General features: G+C 38.8%; 15 protein-coding genes and 2 pseudogenes. All 17 read left to right on the top strand.

All coding sequences use genetic code 11. The annotated features are described in order from the left end of the window. The first annotated feature begins 138 nt into the window (after positions 1-138). Positions 139-1,023: a hypothetical protein gene (locus ABD010_RS02970; RefSeq protein WP_343810139.1), complete on the top strand. Its 885-nt coding sequence runs from the start codon at positions 139-141 to the stop codon at positions 1,021-1,023. A 70-nt stretch (positions 1,024-1,093) separates the two neighbouring features. Next, positions 1,094-3,211 (top strand): sigma 54-interacting transcriptional regulator, encoded by a 2,118-nt coding sequence (locus tag ABD010_RS02965; protein ID WP_343810137.1) that lies wholly within the window; start codon positions 1,094-1,096, stop codon positions 3,209-3,211. Between the two features lie 229 nt (positions 3,212-3,440). Beyond that, positions 3,441-5,033, top strand: coding sequence for a glutathione ABC transporter substrate-binding protein (locus tag ABD010_RS02960; RefSeq protein ID WP_343810135.1), 1,593 nt, complete (start codon positions 3,441-3,443; stop codon positions 5,031-5,033). A gap of 63 nt (positions 5,034-5,096) precedes the next feature. Further along, complete coding sequence (gene nikB / locus ABD010_RS02955; RefSeq protein ID WP_343810133.1) at positions 5,097-6,020, top strand: nickel ABC transporter permease; 924 nt, start codon at positions 5,097-5,099, stop codon at positions 6,018-6,020. A 16-nt stretch (positions 6,021-6,036) separates the two neighbouring features. Continuing rightward, positions 6,037-6,939: an ABC transporter permease subunit gene (locus ABD010_RS02950; RefSeq protein WP_343810131.1), complete on the top strand. Its 903-nt coding sequence runs from the start codon at positions 6,037-6,039 to the stop codon at positions 6,937-6,939. Between the two features lie 19 nt (positions 6,940-6,958). Further along, entirely contained in the window at positions 6,959-7,972 is a 1,014-nt protein-coding gene (locus ABD010_RS02945; protein ID WP_343810129.1) for an ABC transporter ATP-binding protein, read from the top strand. After that, positions 7,953-8,918, top strand: coding sequence for an ABC transporter ATP-binding protein (locus ABD010_RS02940; protein WP_343810181.1), 966 nt, complete (start codon positions 7,953-7,955; stop codon positions 8,916-8,918). The genes ABD010_RS02945 and ABD010_RS02940 overlap by 20 nt, the downstream gene beginning before the upstream one ends. A gap of 27 nt (positions 8,919-8,945) precedes the next feature. Then, positions 8,946-9,974 carry an asparaginase gene (locus ABD010_RS02935; protein WP_343810127.1) on the top strand — a complete coding sequence of 343 codons (1,029 nt, stop codon included), beginning with the start codon at positions 8,946-8,948 and terminating at the stop codon, positions 9,972-9,974. A gap of 72 nt (positions 9,975-10,046) precedes the next feature. Next, positions 10,047-10,868, top strand: a complete 822-nt coding sequence (locus ABD010_RS02930; RefSeq protein WP_343810125.1) for a M55 family metallopeptidase — start codon at positions 10,047-10,049, stop codon at positions 10,866-10,868. A 161-nt stretch (positions 10,869-11,029) separates the two neighbouring features. Beyond that, positions 11,030-11,227, top strand: coding sequence for a hypothetical protein (locus tag ABD010_RS02925; RefSeq protein ID WP_343810123.1), 198 nt, complete (start codon positions 11,030-11,032; stop codon positions 11,225-11,227). Then, positions 11,223-11,357, top strand: a pseudogene (locus ABD010_RS18295) (GNAT family N-acetyltransferase); the annotation flags it as partial. The gene ABD010_RS02925 and the pseudogene ABD010_RS18295, both read left to right, overlap by 5 nt. A 27-nt stretch (positions 11,358-11,384) precedes the next feature. After that, complete coding sequence (locus tag ABD010_RS02920) at positions 11,385-11,807, top strand: hypothetical protein (RefSeq protein ID WP_343810122.1); 423 nt, start codon at positions 11,385-11,387, stop codon at positions 11,805-11,807. Between the two features lie 15 nt (positions 11,808-11,822). Beyond that, the gene (locus tag ABD010_RS02915) at positions 11,823-12,128 is read left to right on the top strand and encodes a hypothetical protein (RefSeq protein WP_343810120.1); all 306 of its coding nucleotides are present in this window, start codon (positions 11,823-11,825) and stop codon (positions 12,126-12,128) included. Positions 12,129-12,556: 428 nt separating this feature from the next. After that, positions 12,557-12,916, top strand: a pseudogene (locus ABD010_RS02910) (oligopeptide/dipeptide ABC transporter ATP-binding protein); the annotation flags it as partial. Between the two features lie 61 nt (positions 12,917-12,977). Beyond that, entirely contained in the window at positions 12,978-14,444 is a 1,467-nt protein-coding gene (locus ABD010_RS02905; RefSeq protein WP_343810118.1) for a M81 family metallopeptidase, read from the top strand. A gap of 77 nt (positions 14,445-14,521) precedes the next feature. Then, the gene (locus ABD010_RS02900; RefSeq protein ID WP_343810116.1) at positions 14,522-16,171 is read left to right on the top strand and encodes an alpha-L-fucosidase; all 1,650 of its coding nucleotides are present in this window, start codon (positions 14,522-14,524) and stop codon (positions 16,169-16,171) included. An 88-nt stretch (positions 16,172-16,259) separates the two neighbouring features. Next, positions 16,260-18,299: a sigma-54 interaction domain-containing protein gene (locus ABD010_RS02895; protein WP_343810114.1), complete on the top strand. Its 2,040-nt coding sequence runs from the start codon at positions 16,260-16,262 to the stop codon at positions 18,297-18,299. Positions 18,300-18,424: the final 125 nt, after the last annotated feature.

The raw sequence follows: 18,424 nt of genomic DNA, 5'->3' as shown, positions 1-18,424 counted from the left end.
GAAAAGAAAACCGAATAAGATTAGAATTTACTTCCAATTTAAGTTTTAACTTGGAAGTATGAATAATTCAGGTATAATTTTAAATTAGATAAAATTTGGTCACTTTAAAGTATTCAATATACAGTGAGGAGTGGTTAGATGTATATGGAACACAAACCAATTGAACTCAGTCCTTATGATGATCCTGATATTTATCCAGGACCAAGACCATCTTCTTCTTTCATTTATTTTAAAGGTAGGGCACATAAAATAATTGAGGAAAAAGGAGTACCGGTTGAAGATCTAGTCATTCAATATTCTGAGTCGCAACTTTTGGAAGGCTCGTTTGCAGGGGGATCAATCACTGAAAAAACAGTGCGGTCATTATTAAATGAGCATAATTTCCTTCCTATTTCAAAGCGTGTCCCACTGGTCGCTTATGGTTCAAATGTTTGCTTGGCCCAGTTGAAATATAAATTCAGTCTGAATAAGGAAATAAGTGATTTTGTTATTTGTTTGCGTGGTAGCATTCAAGACACTGATATTGTCTATGGATCCTTTCTTGCCCCGTATGGATCATTACCTGCAATAATCGCGCCTGTTGAGGGGACCCAAACTGAAATATGGCTTACATTCGTTGATCCTGAACAATTAGAGCATATGAATAGCACTGAGGGACGATATGAACTCCGTGTACATGATGGCCAAAAGCTTTCACTTAAAACAGAAGAAAGGTTTGAGAAGGTATACGCCTACTATTTCCCGCACGCCCTATCTATTGACCATAAATGGTTTCGATTTAAGGATATTAGCGGAATTTCCCCAATACAGTCGATATGGCAGGCTGAAATGTTAAATAAACTAATCGAACTTGTTGGTTTTAAAGGAACGCGGGAGAAATTTATTCACCAGCTAAGATGGGACCAGTCATTTTTGATTGAAATAGAAAATCTTTTATTGTCTTTTGATGATGCATTCGTTCATCCTGATTGGTTAGTACCCCAAAAATTGCAGACAGTAGATAATCTGAGAAAGTTATTTTAACACACCTATCTCTGAGGAATTTTCTTGCTTTATTTAAACTTCTAATCAATGCTATGGATGTTAATGATAAATGAAAGTATTTGTAATTAATGGGAAGATTGGAGGTAACTTTATGAGCACTTATGGATCTATTATGGTCGTCTCATATCAAAAGCATACTTTGAAAACCATTATTGAGCAATTACAGGAAATTAAGATAGATGAATACTTCGAGATACAGGCACGTACTGTTGATGAGTTATTCCACTCTATGATAACGAAAGACACCATTGTCCTATTATCCAGTAAAATATTATTGCCAATGGTTAAACCTTACTTTCCGAAAGATACCTCGTATATTCTTGCCAAGAGAATGATTAACTTTGCGAACATAAGAGAAATGCTGGAAATACCTAAAGGTGAAAAGGTTCTACTTGTAAGTAATATGAAGGAGGCAGCAGAGGAAACAATTTCAGTTATTGAAGAAACTGGTATTCTTTTAAATTTCCAATCTTATTATCCTGGAGCAAGATTTGACTCAGACATTAAAATTGCTGTGACACCGGGGGATGCCCATCTTGTTCCTTCTTCGATTGAAAAAATTATAAACATTGGCTCAAGGTTTATAGATATTTCCACGATAATTGAGATCTTTAATCACTTTAAGGTTTCGGATTTTGAATTAAATCGTTTATCCGCGCGCTATATTCAATCATTGGTTCATTTAACCGAGGAATTTAGTCAGGAAATTTTCACTGCAAAGTCATTGAGAAACAGTTTAGAGCAAATTGTAAACCATATAGATGATGCAATTCTTCTTTTTTCCAAAGATGGGATTATTAGTATGATAAATCAAAAAGCTATGCATCTTTTAAATCGGCAAGATCGGAATATGATAGGTAAAAAAATTCAAGCTGTTATACCTTCTACGTTTTTACAGGAGATTCAATCGATTAAAAATGATAACGATACCTTTAAGGACATAAATGGAATCGCCTACTATATTCGTAAAAAAGATATATATGTAGACAATGAAATTTTTGGAACATTATTGATGTTTCGTAGGACCAATGAAATACGGCAAATTGAATACAATTACAGAAATAAAATCAAAGGTAAAAACTTTATTGCTCAATATACATTCGAGGATATGGTTTCCAAAAATCAAACCATTATTGAATCTGTAAGAATTGCGAAAAAGTTAGCGAAAAGTGATTCAACCATTTTGATTTTGGGGGAAACTGGGACAGGGAAGGAAATATTGGCGCAGGCAATTCATAATGAATCCCTTAGGTCATATCACCCTTTTGTCGGAGTAAACTTTGCCTCATTATCTGAAAGCTTGCTTGAAAGTGAGTTGTTTGGTTATGAAGGGGGTTCATTTACAGGTGCAAAAAAAGATGGGCGTAGCGGATTATTTGAACAAGCCCATAAAGGAACTATCTTTTTGGATGAAATTGGTGACGCTTCGTCAACAATTCAAAATAGGCTATTAAGAGTCCTGCAGGAAAAACAGATTTTACGAGTAGGTGGTGAGCAGATGATTTCTCTTGATTTAAGAGTCATAGCCGCTACTAACCAAGACCTGGAAAAATTAATAAGGACCGGTGATTTCCGAAAGGACTTATTTTATCGTTTGAATGTTTTACCGATTCGCCTTCCTCCATTAAGAGAAAGAATTGGTGATATTGGATGGTTGAGTGAGTTATTCATTAAAAAGTCTTCAAAGAAACTTGGGCGTTCATCATTTACATTCTCACAAAATGCTTTTGAAGCACTAAAGGGTTATCATTGGCCAGGAAATATACGAGAATTGCAAAACACCATAGAATATCTTGCTCATATTTGTGATGATACTGTACAAGAGGAACAATTGCCTTTCTTGGAAAACTCCCGTTTTCTAAATATGAAAGAACAAAAAGATAAGGATTATAATAATTTGATACAATTCTTTCACGAACGAGGATTTGCAGATGAAGTAATTGCAATATTAGAGTTTCTCTCAAAAAATACTGTATCTTCATCAGGTAGACATCGGATGTTGAATTTTCTTAAAAATAGTGGATACAATCTATCTGACCAGCAGATCAGGTACAGGCAAAAGTTGTTGCGGAATAAGGGCTTGATTAATGTTTCCCGTGGCCGCAGAGGAAGTGAGATTACGAGTAAAGGGAGTGGTCTATTAGAACATCTAAATAACAAAGGTTGAAAAATTAACAAAGGTTAAAGAAAACAGGGGCATTTAGCAATGTTTCTGTTTTTTTGTTTATATGGTTATCCAATTTTTGTTATTAATTGATAAATGGTTCACCAAATGTTGATGGCTGTAATCATAATTTATTGAATTGTTGCGGAATTGTTACACTTCTATTGATTGGCATGAAATTTGCTAAGAAATAAGTAGAAGTAGAATTAACCAATTTATAAGGAGGAGTTTGATGTTTAACAGAAGAAAAGTTTTTATCTTTGCAGCAAGCCTGATTATCTTGCTTGTATTGTTCAGTGGTTGTTCAAACAGCTCTGAAACAAAAGGTAAAGACTCGACTCAAGGGACTGCTACAAAAGAAGGCAACGATTTGACTATTGCTGTGGACGCGAATCTTATTAGCATGGATCCGCACGATACAAATGACACATTGTCTGGTTCGGTGCAAAGAACCATGTTTCAAGGTTTATTCGGATTCAGTAAAGGGATGGAAGTTGTCCCTGTTTTAGCAAAGGATTATAAAATTAGTGATAATGGGCTAGTGTACACCTTCCAATTGAAAAAGGGGATTACATTCCATGATGGTGCCTCATTTAACGCTAAAGCAGTAAAGGTTAATATTGACCGTCTAGCCAATCCGGACAATAATTTAAAACGTCACAGTTTGTTCGCGATGGTGAAAAGTACAGAAGTTGTTGATGAATATACTGTGAAAGTAAAACTAAAAAAACCTTTCGGAGCATTCATAAATAACCTGGCTCATCCAGCGGGCAGAATTATTAGCCCGAAAGCCCTTGAAAAGTATGGAAAAGAAGTGTCTAGAAATCCAGTTGGTACGGGTCCATATAAATTTAAAGAATGGGTTCCCGGGGATCATTTAACGGTTGTAAAGTATGATCAATATTGGCAGGATGGTTATCCGAAAATTGATAAACTAACATTCGAACCTACCCCTGAAAATGGATCAAGGGTTGCAAAGCTAAAAACAGGTGAAGCAGACTTTATTTTCCCTGTTCCGCCAGAACAAGCCAAGCAAATTGATGGTAAGAATGGAATTGAGGTAAAGGCTGAGCCTTCTATAGTTGTACGATATATGGCTATGAACAGTATGAAAGAACCATTTAACAATGTAAAGGTACGTAAAGCAATAAACTATGGTATTGACAAAGAAGCATTCATTAAAGTAGTTAAAAGAGGTTTCGGGAAACCACTGGATTCTGTAATTGCTCCTAAGACATCATTTTATTCGCAACAAAAAGTATATGAGTACAATCTTGAAAAAGCTAAGCAACTATTAAAAGAAGCTGGATATCCAGATGGTTTTAAAACTACTTTGTGGGGAGGAAACAATTCCACATCTATGAAAGGGATGCAATTTATTCAACAACAGTTAGCAAAAATAGGTGTTGATGTTGAAATCGTTCCTATGGAAACCGGAACAATGTCGGAAAAGATTTGGTCCACAAAGCCAAAGGAAACCGAACTTGAAATGTATTATGGTGGTTGGTCACCATCTACTGGTGATGCGGATTGGGGAATTCGTCCTCTATTAGGTGGCAAAGAAGCATTCCCGCCAAAATCATATAATACAGCTTATTATTCAAATGACAAAGTAACTAAATTGATTAATGATGCCCTTCTTACAGCTAAGCCCGACGAAAGGGAAAAGCTTTACGCAGAAATACAAAAATTAATTTGGAATGATGCGCCATGGGCTTTCCTGACGGTTGATTATACGATTAGCGGTAAGAAAAATTATTTAGAAGGTGTTTATTTGTTACCTGATGGGTCTTTAAGTACTCATGATGCAAAAATTGTTAAATAAACTGATTTTTGGGGGGCTGTTGAGTTTTTAAGCCCCCAACTTCTTAAAAAGGGAGGGGATCATTTGTTATTTCGATATATTTCTAAAAGGATTGTTGAGCTAATTCCGATTTTACTTGTAATTTCAATCCTCGTTTTTCTATTCGTACATTTTATACCGGGAAATCCTGCCCGACTTGTTGCCGGTAAACAGGCAACGTTTAAGGAGGTTCAATTAGTAGCCGAAGAACTTGGTCTAAATGAACCGATTTGGAAACAATATGTTTCGTATATGAAAGGTTTGTTTCAGGGGGATTTTGGTACTTCATTAAAAACAGGGAGACCTGTCTCTGAGGTGATTGCATCAAGGTTTATGCCGACTTTCTGGTTGACCATTTCTAGCATGGCATGGTCGTTGGTTGTTGGGCTGTTAATCGGAGTTGTTTCAGCGACAAATCGAAATAAATGGCAGGATTTCTCAGGAATGTTCGGGGCTGTATCTGGTATATCTATGCCCTCCTTTTGGCTCGGTTTACTTCTCATTCAATTGTTCTCGGTACAATTGGGTTGGCTGCCAGTGGGTGGGAATGACTCATGGCAAAGTTACATACTTCCTTCTATAACGTTGGGGACTACAGTGGCTGCTGTTATAGCCCGATTTACACGTTCTTCATTAATGGACACATTAAAGGATGATTTTGTCAGAACAGGACGTGCAAAAGGGTTATCTGAAAACAAAGTGGTCTGGGGACATGCTTTAAGAAATGCAATGGTTCCAATCGTTACAATGAGTGGTCTTCAATTCGGATTTTTATTAGGTGGTTCCATCGTTGTTGAAGTCGTGTTTAGTTGGCCGGGACTAGGAAGCTTGCTTATCGATTCCATTTCGTTCAGGGATTATCCGGTGATACAGGCTGAACTTCTATTATTTGCTTTAGAGTTTATGTTAATTAACCTGGTTGTTGATCTGTTATATGGTGTCCTCAACCCGAGAATTAATCTTGATTAGCCGGAGGGGAAGTAAAATGTCTGAAACAAAATTGACTGCACAATCAGAATACAATAATGATGTAGTAGAGAAAAGAAAAACAACACTTTGGTTAGATTTTTGGAGGAAGTTTCGAAAACAAAAGACTGCCGTGGTTTCAGGGTTATTTATCGTAATGTTGTTAATCGTAGCGATTATTGGTCCGTATCTTGCGCCTTATGGGCCTGCGGAACCTGATTATGGTAGTATCCTTAAAGGACCTTCTGCTGCTCATCTAGCCGGGACAGATGCGTATGGCAGAGATATTTTCAGCCGAATTATTGTAGGATCCAGAATTTCTTTGCTTATCAGTATCAGTTCTGTGTTCCTGGGGGCAGCTATTGGATCTATCCTTGGATTGATCAGTGGTTATTACGGGAGATGGTTAGATAGTTTGATCATGCGAGGCTGTGATGTATTATTTTCTTTTCCGGGAATGTTGCTTGCCATCGGAATTATTGCAATTTTGGGACCTGGGCTTACGAACGTGGTAATTGCAATTGCTATTTTTACAGTGCCTACATTTGCAAGAATTGTGCGGAGTGGAACTTTGTCTGCAAAAGGATCGGTTTTTGTGGAAGCTGCCAGGTCTATTGGGGCTACGAACAAAAGGATGATTTGGAAACATATTTTTCCCGAAACCGTTTCAAGCATCATTGTTTATTTCACAATGAGGATAGGAAATGCAATTTTGGTTGCTGCAAGTCTTGGATTTCTTGGTTTAGGTGCAAAGCCGCCTACCCCAGAATGGGGGGCAATGCTGAGCATGGGCAGAGATTATATTAGTACACATCCACATATAACTTTCTTTCCTGGGTTAGCAATTTTTCTAACAGTTCTTGCTTTTAATTTACTTGGCGATGGATTGAGAGATGCTTTGGATCCTAAGATTAAAAATTAAAAAGAGGGGAGTGTTTCTGATGGATGAAAACATATTGGAAGTCAGTGGATTAAAGACTCACTTTTTGGGAGATAAGGGAAAGGTTGCTGCAGTTGATGGTGTGGACTTTCACGTTCGTAAAGGAGAAACCCTAGGTATTGTGGGTGAATCAGGAAGTGGTAAAAGTGTAACTTCCCTGTCTATCATGCAGCTTCTTCGTGATACTTCCGGAAAAATAATGGAAGGTTCCGTCAGATTTGACGGGAAAGAATTATTAAACTTCAGTGAAAAACAAATGAGAAGGATGAGAGGCAATGATATGGCTATGATTTTTCAGGAACCCATGACTTCACTTAATCCAGTTAAAAAGATTGGTGAACAAATTCAAGAAGCCGTCCTTCTACATCTTAAATATAATAAAAAAAAGGCTCGAGAACATACCATAAATATGCTTAATCTAGTGGGGATTCCGCGTGCAAATGAAGTGATTTATGAATACCCACATCAGCTCTCCGGTGGAATGAGGCAACGGGTTATGATTGCAATGGCTATGTCATGTACCCCTAAATTCCTAATTGCTGATGAGCCTACTACGGCTTTGGATGTAACCATTCAAGCTCAAATACTTGAGCTTATGAATGAACTGCAAAAAGAAGAAAACACCTCTATTTTGTTAATTACACATGATCTTGGAGTTGTAGCTGAAATGTGCTCCAGGGTTGTAGTTATGTATGCAGGGAAGGTGGTTGAAGAAGCGGATGTTTATGAATTATTTGCAAATCCGAAGCACCCATATACAAAAGGTCTAATTCAATCAGTTCCAAAACTTCGTCAAGGAACTAAACGATTGGATTCAATCCCAGGAAATGTACCTGATCCAAGCAATATGCCAAGGGGTTGTAAGTTTGCCCCGCGATGTGCTCATGTTATGGATATCTGTCATTCCAAGGACCCGGAATTGGAAATGCTCGATGAAGAACATTCGTGTCGATGTTGGTTATATCAGGAAAGACCGGAGATTAAGGAGGGGGAGCATGGGAAAGCCTTTAGTTGAAGTTAGAAATCTAAAAAAGCATTTCCCTGTTAAAAAGGGGCTTTTGGACAAAGATAAAGCCGCCATACAGGCAGTTAATGGTGTTTCTTTTACCATTGCAGAGGGAGAAACCTTTGGCTTGGTGGGTGAAAGCGGATGTGGAAAATCAACCACAGGACGTGTTGTAATGAATTTACTACCCCCATCAAGCGGTAGTATATACTTTGATGGACAGGAAATAAGTGGTTTAAACGATACACAATTAAGAAGTGTTCGGAAAAACTTTCAAATGGTTTTTCAGGATCCATATGCGTCTTTAAATCCCAGGATGAAAGTAAAAGAATTAATATCTGAACCATTAATTATCCATAAATATGATAAGGTTTCTATTGAAAAAAGGGTGAATGAATTACTGGATATAGTAGGGTTGAACACAAGTTATGCGGATCGGTATCCTCATGAATTCAGTGGTGGACAAAGACAACGGATTGGAGTAGCACGGGCACTTGCATTAAACCCAAAGCTTATTATTGCGGATGAACCAGTATCCGCTTTGGATGTGTCAATACAATCACAAATACTTAATCTTTTACAGGATCTCCAAGAGGATCTTGGACTGACCTACTTATTTATATCACATGATTTAAGTGTGATGGAGCATATCAGTGACCGGCTTGGCGTTATGTATCTGGGAGAAATAGTTGAATTAGCTGATAAAGATATTATATATGACCATCCCAAGCATCCGTATACACAAGCTTTATTATCATCTATACCAATTCCTGATCCTACTGTTAAAAGGGATCGCATAATTCTTAAAGGAGATATCCCAAGCCCTGCAAATCCTCCAAATGGATGTCGGTTCCATACAAGGTGTCCATATGCAATGGAAAAATGCAAGACGGAAAAGCCTGAGTTAAGAGAGGTGGCAGATGGTCAACTGGTGGCATGCCATCTATATGAATAGAAAAATTATATATCTGAGGTGATAGAAATGAGTGAACAACAAAGCCCAATCCATGTTTATCGTGGAGGTTATTTAGAGAGTGTACATGACGTTGATGTAGCTGTGGTAAATAGCGATGGGGAAGTTCTGTTTTCATATGGAGACCCTAATCGTCCAACATTTGCAAGATCTTCTATGAAGCCATTTCAAGCAGTTCCAATCCTAGAGACAGGAGCAGCTAAAAATTTTTTATTTGATGCGGCAGATATTGCCTTGTTTTGTTCTTCGCATAATGGAGAGCCGATTCATCGTTCCAGAATTTTATCGTTGCTGGAAAAAGTAGGGGAGGGTGAAAACTCATTACAATGTGGAACTCATATTCCCAGGGATATTGAAAGCTATAAAAAATTGATTCGCGATGGTAAAGAATTAACACCAGTATATAGTAACTGCTCCGGGAAGCACACGGGGATGCTAGCAACTTGTACTTATTTGAATGAGGAAACTGGTACCTATAGGGAATTGGATCATCCGCATCAACAACGGATTTTAAATGTAATTTCAACTATTTGTGATTTTAATAAAAAGGCTATAGGCATTGGTGTTGATGGTTGTGGTGTACCGGTTCATCAACTGCCACTAAAAAAAATAGCCAAAGGTTTTGCTTGTTTATCCCAACCTGGAAGAATGATAGACCAAACCTATAGTGAATCTCTTAGAACTATAAGGAATTCAATGATGGAATACCCGGAAATGGTTGCCGGTACGAATCGTTTTGATACAGATTTAATGAATGCATTTGATGGTGGAATCGTAGCTAAAGCTGGGGCTGAAGGTGTCCAATGCATAGGGCTGGTTGATTCAGGATTGGGTATTGCGATAAAGGTAGAGGATGGAAATGGGAGAGCAGCTAGTGTGGCCGCAATGAAAGTATTAGAAGAATTGAAGATTGGAGATGAGGAGACTAAATCTAAGCTCAAATCGTATACTGAACCTACTGTTAAGAACATGGCGGGAAATGCGGTTGGAAAGATTACAGCTGAATTTCAATTGCAAAATAGGGAGTATGCAAATTGATAATTATATAGCTTGTTCCTTAAAGATTGTGCAGTGTTACGTTCTTTTATTTCAAAGGGGGGGAAATTATTAATGAAGGTATTCATTTCTGCAGATATTGAAGGGGTTTCAGGCGTTGTCGATAGGGAACATACAGCCAGAGAAGGCAAGGAACATGAATTGGCAAGGAAATTGATGACATGTGAAGTGAATGCATGCATCGAAGGTGCACTGCAGGAAGGGGCTCGGGAAATAGTAGTTAATGATTCGCATGGAACAATGCGAAACATTCTACAGGATCATTTATTTTCGGAGGCTGAACTAATACTTGGTTCCCCTAAAAAGCTGGCAATGATGGAAGGGATCGATGAGACGTTTGATGCAGCTTTTTTCGTGGGTTATCATACCAGGATGGGTGCGAATGGTATTTTGAATCACACATTTAGTGGTCGCACCATTAAGTCTATACTCATCAATGGAGTTGAATATGGGGAATTCGGTATAAATGCCCTTGTTGCGGGTTATTACGGTGTACCGGTAGTATTTGTTTCGGGGTGCGATCTGCTTGCCAATGAAGCAGTTACATACGTGCCAAACATTCAACGAGCGGTTGTCAAAAAGACAATAAATCGAACTAGTGCTCAAAATCTTCACCCAATAAAAGCACGGTCTATTATAAGGGAGAAATCAGCAGCCGCTTTGTCTACAAAGGATAGTATGTCACCATTTGTAATTGACACTCCACTGACTGTACAAGTGGAATTTTTAAACACAGGATTGGCGGATGCTGCCGAAATTTCACCAGTGGTGGAGAGACTAACACCACTGGCGGTGAATTTTACAAGTAATGATATAATAGAGAGCTATCGATTGATTCGTAGTTTGATTATGATGGCGAATTCGACATTATCCTGAGTAATGTTCACACCGAAAAGTTACATCTGGTGAATTAACCGAATCCAGTGAGCAAAACATAGGTATATGCACATACAACCCTATAATTACCGAAAAGGTGTTTAAGAAATTCAAAAAAACAAGAATGTTTTGGGGGAATTTCAAGAGGGGGAATAAATAAAATGCAGCTACGCCAACTAAAGCCAAATGAATTTGAACAGGCCATTACACTAGCGGATAAAACATTTCGTGATAAGGAGCATATTTCAATGGGTACAGCTTTTCCGCAAGTGTTTTCAAAAAACCTGAACCCTTCTTTTGGTGCTTTTGAGGGGAATGAACTGATAAGCTTTATGGGGTGCGGTTCCATCAAAAATTAAAATTGGAAATGCAGCTTTAAAAACGGTTTCGATTGGGGCAGTTTGCACACATGAAGACTGGCGCCGACGGGGGATCTCCAGTGCATTATTAAAAGAAGTATACCGGTACAGTGATAGGATGGGAGCTTCACTCATCTTCGTTTCCGGAGACCGCGGATTGTATCGAAGGAATGACTGTTATTACTTTGGTGCAGTTAACAAATATAAAATAGAGCCACAAGACGTTTCAGAAGTTAGTTATGATGGAATTATACGTTGGGGTGAAGCTGGAGATGTTTTTCAGCTTGATGGCATTAGAAATGAGAAGACAGTTTATTTTGAAAGCAGTCTGCAAGAATGGGCTCAGCTGATAGAGAGCGGCGGATTTGCCAGTATATTTAAAAAGAAACAAGTACTGTTTGTTGGAGATCGTAATGGTCGGATTGATGGATATGCAATTGTGGCGCTTCCAGGTGTAACGAGCACTAATCAGGAAATGCTTGTTATTGAAACAGGAGGGGAAGCGCGGGTTGTTCACGCTATATTACGGAAGATACTGAGCAAACACGCAGTTCGGATTACAGTTCCTTGGCAGGGTTAAGAACTGCAGGAGGAATTGAAAGAGTATAACCATCAAAAGGACTATAATGGTGGGACTGTGCATGTTGTGAGCCCGGATAGGTTATTGGATCAACTACGACCATATCTGAATGATAAAAGTCCTGAATTTGCAAAGAAATTAAATGCCTATACTATGTCTGAACAAAAGATTGTCCTACAAAATAATTTAACAGAGGTATTGATGAATCAATTAGGGTTTATCAATTTATTATTTAACGTGGACAACGGTGCAGCGAATGGTCATTTTGATGGGTTATTTCCGGTACCATTACCGGTAATGGAAGGAATACACTATGTTTAGATTAATTGAAAAATATAATGAACCCATGTATCTATAAGTTGCGTGGGTTATTGAATTACAGTCAGTCTTGATGGAAAAGTTTTGTTATTCGGTATTATAATTTTTATTACACATTCACCATCAACTTTCTCTATAGTTGTTACCTGCTTTACCCTTCCCAATATGTATCATCTTTTTAACTTTTGAGACAGCATTTGGTACGGAGGGACAGACTTTTCTGTTCCGTCGTGGACTCAGTTGGGAAAAGCAACCTGTCCCTTCGCTTTTAAAGATTACTTCTCTTGTTGCAAGGACTTCAACTGTTACTGTAAAACAAACATATGAAAGGATTTTCAAATAAACGGTACAGGAAACACCGCGAGAAGTTGTTTCCATGGCTTTACAAAAATTAGGTTATGATATAAACAACTATAACGCGGGGGAGTTAAGAAAAATTTGGTTTGACCTATTTGTTTATCTCACACGACCTAAGTGTAGTGGAACATATTAGTGATACGATCACCGTTATGTATCTCGGAAATATGGTAGAGATTGCAGATAAGCGAACACTCTTTAACGATCCAAAACATCCTTATACAAAAGCATTGCTTTCATCTATCCCACAGGCGTATCCAAAGCAGCAAAGGGAGCGAATTGTGCTGCAAGGGGAAATTCCCAATGCAGCGGATCCACCAAGTGGTTGTAAGTTTCATACACGTTGTCCAATGGCGATGGAGATTTGCCAAAAAGAACGGCCTCAAATGCAGACCCTAAAAGACGGTTCGCGAGTAGCATGTCATTTGTATTAACTGCGGAAATGTTTTTTACAGATATAAAAATAAAGCGTATGAAAGAATGGGAGGAATCGAAATGAAAGTGCTTATCGGACATTTTAATTCAGAATCGAATGAATGGTCTTATCAGAATATGGCGTACGAAAACTTTGTATTCAAGCATGGTGAAGAATGTATCGACGTCATGAATGTGCGTGATATTTTTGAAGATCAAGGTATGGAAGTTGTACCAAGCCTTTATGCCAATGGACATCCGGGCGGGCTTATCAAAAAAGATGCTTTTGATTTTATTCTGCAGCGGTTCCTGACAAAAGTGAAAGAACATCTTGCTGAAATTGATGGTATTTACTTATATTTGCATGGTGCAAGCAAAGTGTTGGATTTGGAAGGTGATTCTGCAGAACACAAGATTCTGTTTGAAATTCGAAAAATTACGGGACCATATATGCCGATTGCTATTTGTATGGATCCTCACGGCAATTTGTCGCAGGATTTTGCCGATCATGCGACCATTATCCGAACGTACCGTCATTCCCCGCATACTGATACAGTCGAGACACGCCGGCAGGTTGCGGGAATGCTGGCTGACCTTTTGCAAAACAGACGGAAGATGACACCAGTGTATCGCAAGGTCCCCATCATGATTGGTGGAGAAAGATCCGTTTCGACAGATGAACCTGTTGCCTCAATCAATCACTATTTGGATGATATTGAATCTGATCCCCGGATATTGTCTGCTTCCTTTCATGTAGGATATCTGGAACATGATGGAGACAAATGTGGCTGTTCTGTAATTGTCGTACCGAATGATGACAAATATGCTGCATATGCGAATGAAATGGCTGACAAACTATATGATTTTATATTGGCTCGACGATTCCAATTTCATTATCATGGGATTGTCGATTATCCCAATGAGGCTTTAGATCGTGCGCTTCGATATGATGGCAGTCCTGTTTTTCTAACCGACTCAGGTGATAATTGCGGTGCTGGCGGTGATGGCTACAGCAACTATATTTTAAGACAGTTAATGGAACAAGATGATTACCATGATAAAAACATTCTGGTTGCAGGTATCGTGGATAAACATAGCTATAATCAACTCTATGATAAGAAGGTAGGCGACCGGGTTGATTTAGATTTTGGTATGGGGCTGGATGAATTAAACAGACCCATTCATCTGACAGGAGAAATTGTTGCCAGAGGTATGGTGAATAATCGCTTTGAAATTAATTCGCATATGGCAGAAGCGATCACCGTAAAAATTGACGAAAAACCGATCAGTCTGGTGGTCGAGGGAGAACCACTGAGTTATACCGATTTACACCAATTCCAAGATTCTAATCTGCATGTTAATGATTATGATCTTTTTGTTGTTAAACAAGGGTATATTTCACCTGACTTTAAAGCTATTTCACCGTTTTGTATTATGTCATTGACGAAAGGGCCAACCGATCAGGAAATGGAACAAGTCCGCTCTTACAAAAGAATTATGCGTCCGATGTTCCCGTATGATGAGCTGGATTATCGGATAGAGGAATAGAAACGTTTTAGCATTAGTGAGAAGAATTGATTGTAGTAACGATAAGGTGATTTTAAAAATAATCGAGGTGTAACACCATGTTGAGTGAGATAAGCAACAAAAATTTAATTGGTATTCTTGGTAAAAATGGATGGAAATCAGATAGTCATGTTACGAACTGGCAGAAGCTTGCGTATGGATTATTTATTCATTGGGGAATTTATTCGAAGCTTGGCGGTGTATGGGATAATCAGCCGGTGAAAGAGGGCTACAGTGAGCAAATACAAATGTGGCAAGGTATTTCCAGGGAGGATTATTTACGTGTGGCAGAACAATTTTCCGCGGAAAAGTTTGATCCTAAAGCTATTTGTCAGCTAGCAAAGGATGCAGGCATGAAGTATATTGTTTTTACTACAAAACATCATGATGGTTTTTGCATGTTTGCTACTAAGACAACAAGCTATAACATTGTAGAAGCAACTCCATTCGGTCAAGATGCGTTGTATTTGTTAGCCGATGAATGTCAAAAACATGGTTTGAAATTGGGTCTTTATTTTTCCCTGGTGGATTGGAATCAAGGGCATGAATTTGATAAAGATAATGGTAATTCTATTCCAGAATCGCTCGAGGTTATTATCAAGGAACAGTTAAAGGAATTATTATCGAATTACGGTCCCATTGCTGAACTATGGTTTGATATGGGAGCGCCGACATTGGATCAAAGTAACGCTATCGTCTCGCTAGTTCATGACTATCAGCCGGAAGCAATGATCAATAGCAGAATTTGGAATAATGCGGGGGATTTCCGTACACTGAGCGATAATGAAATTCCGACAGAAGACATTGATACGGTTTGGCAGGCTCCTGCTTCTATTAATCATGCAACATGGGGGTATCGCAGCTGGCAGCAGCGGGATGACTTTTCAATTAAATTGGACACGCTTATTCATAATCTTATTAAAGTGCGTGCTAAAGGTGGTAACTATCTGCTTAATATTGGTCCTCGCGGGGATGGGTCTGTCGTGGAATATGAGGCAGATATGCTTCGGGAAATTGGTGCATGGCTAAGGCGGCATCCAGGCATTGTTCATGGAAATCAGTCTGTCAACATTCCTGTTCAGCGCTGGGGGCAGATAATGGCTGGTCAGGATGAATTATATCTCTATTTGACCGGCAGCTCCGTGGGAGATACCATTACGCTTCCTGGGCTGGCATCCCCTGTATTGGAAATAACAGAGGATAATTCAAACCAGGAATTGAGGTGGGAGCAAAATTCCTATGTTTTAACGATATACGTGCCAAAACAATTTAACGAGTCTTTTGTGCCTGTTCTCAAAGTAAAACTTAGTGAAGAGGTCCGCATTATTCCAGATAATGTGGTTGTACCCCGGGAAGGAAAATGGACCATTTCACCTGAGTATGTGTCTTTTGCCCATGGCTATTATGATGAAGGCAATTATACGAGCATGCAGTTAACAACGGTTAAACTAACAACCTTTTTAGCAGCTGCATACGAACGGGAAGTGTCCATTCAATTTCAGGGTACTGCTAATTTGGAGTATCGCTATCAAATTCAACTCGGTGAGCAGGTGAAGATCGTTACGGGCAGGGAACTACTGGGGGATATGGTTGGAAGTTTCACAGTCCCGGCACTTGAGGTTGTTCCAATGTCAATAGCTTTGGCAGACCCAACTTATAATGATCAGGATTTGGGTATTGAAATGGAACAAATCATTGTACATACGTAATGATATGTTCGGGGCTTTTTCCAGTCACAAAAGAGAAGGAACCCTATCACAGTAAAAAATCCACCTACCTAACTTGGAGTGAACAAACATGAGCAGTCCCGTTATTCTTATTCTGACAAAAAAAGCAGGGCTTTATTACACCTTTCGTGATAATATCAGAGAAATATTCGGTGATGGTATACAATTGAGAAGTAATCTGTTTCCACCGATAAATCTGGAAGAGGCAGACTTGATTCTTTCGTCAGGATCAGACAATCTTTATCATGACCTTGTGAATTCAGACAAAGTGAAAGCACCATTACTGGTTGCGAATCGGTCAATTGATTCCAAAAAACTTGAAAAGCTGTTTGAGTTGCCCAAAAGCACCAGATGCTTGCTTGTCAGTAATGATGAGAAAATTGCCGAACAGTCCGTGACAATGCTAAAGCGCCTGGGTCTTGATTATTTACACTTCACGGCTTATTCTCCGGATATGGAAACTGTTCCAGATATAAGAAATATAGATGTCGCAATAACGCACGGATTAGTGGACTTGGTTCCAAAAGAAGTGAACAATGTGCTTGATCTGGGGAATAGGGGTCTTGATTTAAGTACATTATTTGAGATTTCAAAGGTTCTTGGGAAGACTTTTTATCAGCCAAGTCATATAACGATGGATTATTTGAAAAACTTTGTCCGAATTGGCCGGGAACTTGCAATTTCCGTTCAGAACAAGCATTATATCAATTCCTACCTGGAGGCAATATTGAATGCTGCACAGGAAGGAATTGTTTTCATTAATGAGCAGGGAATGATCACACTTTTTAATGAAGAGGCGAGTGGAATTCTAGGCATCGAGAGTCAGAAAGTGATCGATAAACACTACACACACGTCTTACGAGATTTTCAAGTTGAAAAAGTGATGAATAATTATGAACCAATTCCAAGGGAAATAATCAAAGTACAGGGCTTAAATTTGATGACAACGATTATCCCGTTAATGATGGCCGGGAACTTTGCGGGTGTGGTTGTTACCTTCCAGGATGTCACACATGTTGAACGAATGGAAATGGAAATACAGAAAAACAAGAAAAAGTCCGGTTTAACCACAAAATACACGTTTGCTGATAGTGTCGGGGTCAGCAATTTGATGGTCAAAACAAAGGAAATAGCAAAAAAACTGGCCCGAAGTGAGTATACCGTATTGATTACAGGTGAGAGCGGGACAGGAAAAGAAATCTTCGCACAGGCCATTCATGACTATTCTTCGAGATCGAACGGCCCCTTTGTCGCAGTTAACTTTGCGGGGATTTCCCAATCGATTGCCGAAAGTGAATTATTTGGATATGAAGAAGGGGCGTTTACCGGTGCGTCAAGGGGCGGCAAAGCGGGTCTTTTTGAGTTAGCACAGAATGGTACCATCTTTCTTGATGAGATTGGTGATGCTCCGTTAAACATTCAAGCTGCCATTTTAAGAGTGTTACAAGAAAACAATATCATGCGTGTTGGTGGGAATAAGGTCGTCCCAATCAATGTGCGAGTCGTTGCTGCAACGAATAAAAATCTGGATTCAATGATGAAAGAAGGAACATTTCGCGAGGACTTGTTTTACCGTTTAAATCAGTTGCCTCTAACTATACCGCCTTTGCGGGAGCGCACAGAGGATATTCCTGCCTTAATCGATTATTTTTTAAATGAAAAAAATAGTCAAATGCGCTTTCCTGAGGATGTTATGTCAGCGCTGACTGCCTATAATTGGCCTGGCAATGTAAGGGAGCTGGAAGGGCTTGTTACCTATCTGTCGGTTATTGTAGACGGGATTGAGCCAGCATTAAATGATTTGCCCGCTGAAATGAAAGCAAATAAGCCTAAAGATGTTCAAGATGAAAGAAGAATTGCAAGATTATTGGAAAACAACGGCGAGGCATTCATTTACAGAGAGATATTACATTGTTTATCTTTAAGTCAAAAGCATCATTCAGGAATAGGACGTACAACATTGAAATCAATGATGAACATTTCCATTTCTGAAAGCCAATTACGTACCAAGCTTGATGTTTTAAAGGATTTTCATTTAATTTGCTCGGGCGTGAAAAAACAAGGAACAAAAATTACCCAAACAGGTTTATATGTATTAAACCTTCTCTAATTTTAAGGATATATTATAGGCGAAAAAAACCTATAATATATCCTTAAAATTTTCATGGCATAGAAGAACGTTTTCATTACAGTTCTAAGACGCTTGGCATGAATTTTGCTTATATATTCTAAACG

This window comes from Virgibacillus siamensis, assembly GCF_039522605.1.
In the GTDB taxonomy this organism is placed as follows: Bacteria; Bacillota; Bacilli; order Bacillales; family Amphibacillaceae; genus Lentibacillus; species Lentibacillus siamensis.
Note: the sequence above shows the minus strand (reverse complement) of the source record. Positions and strands in the feature narration are given on the sequence as shown.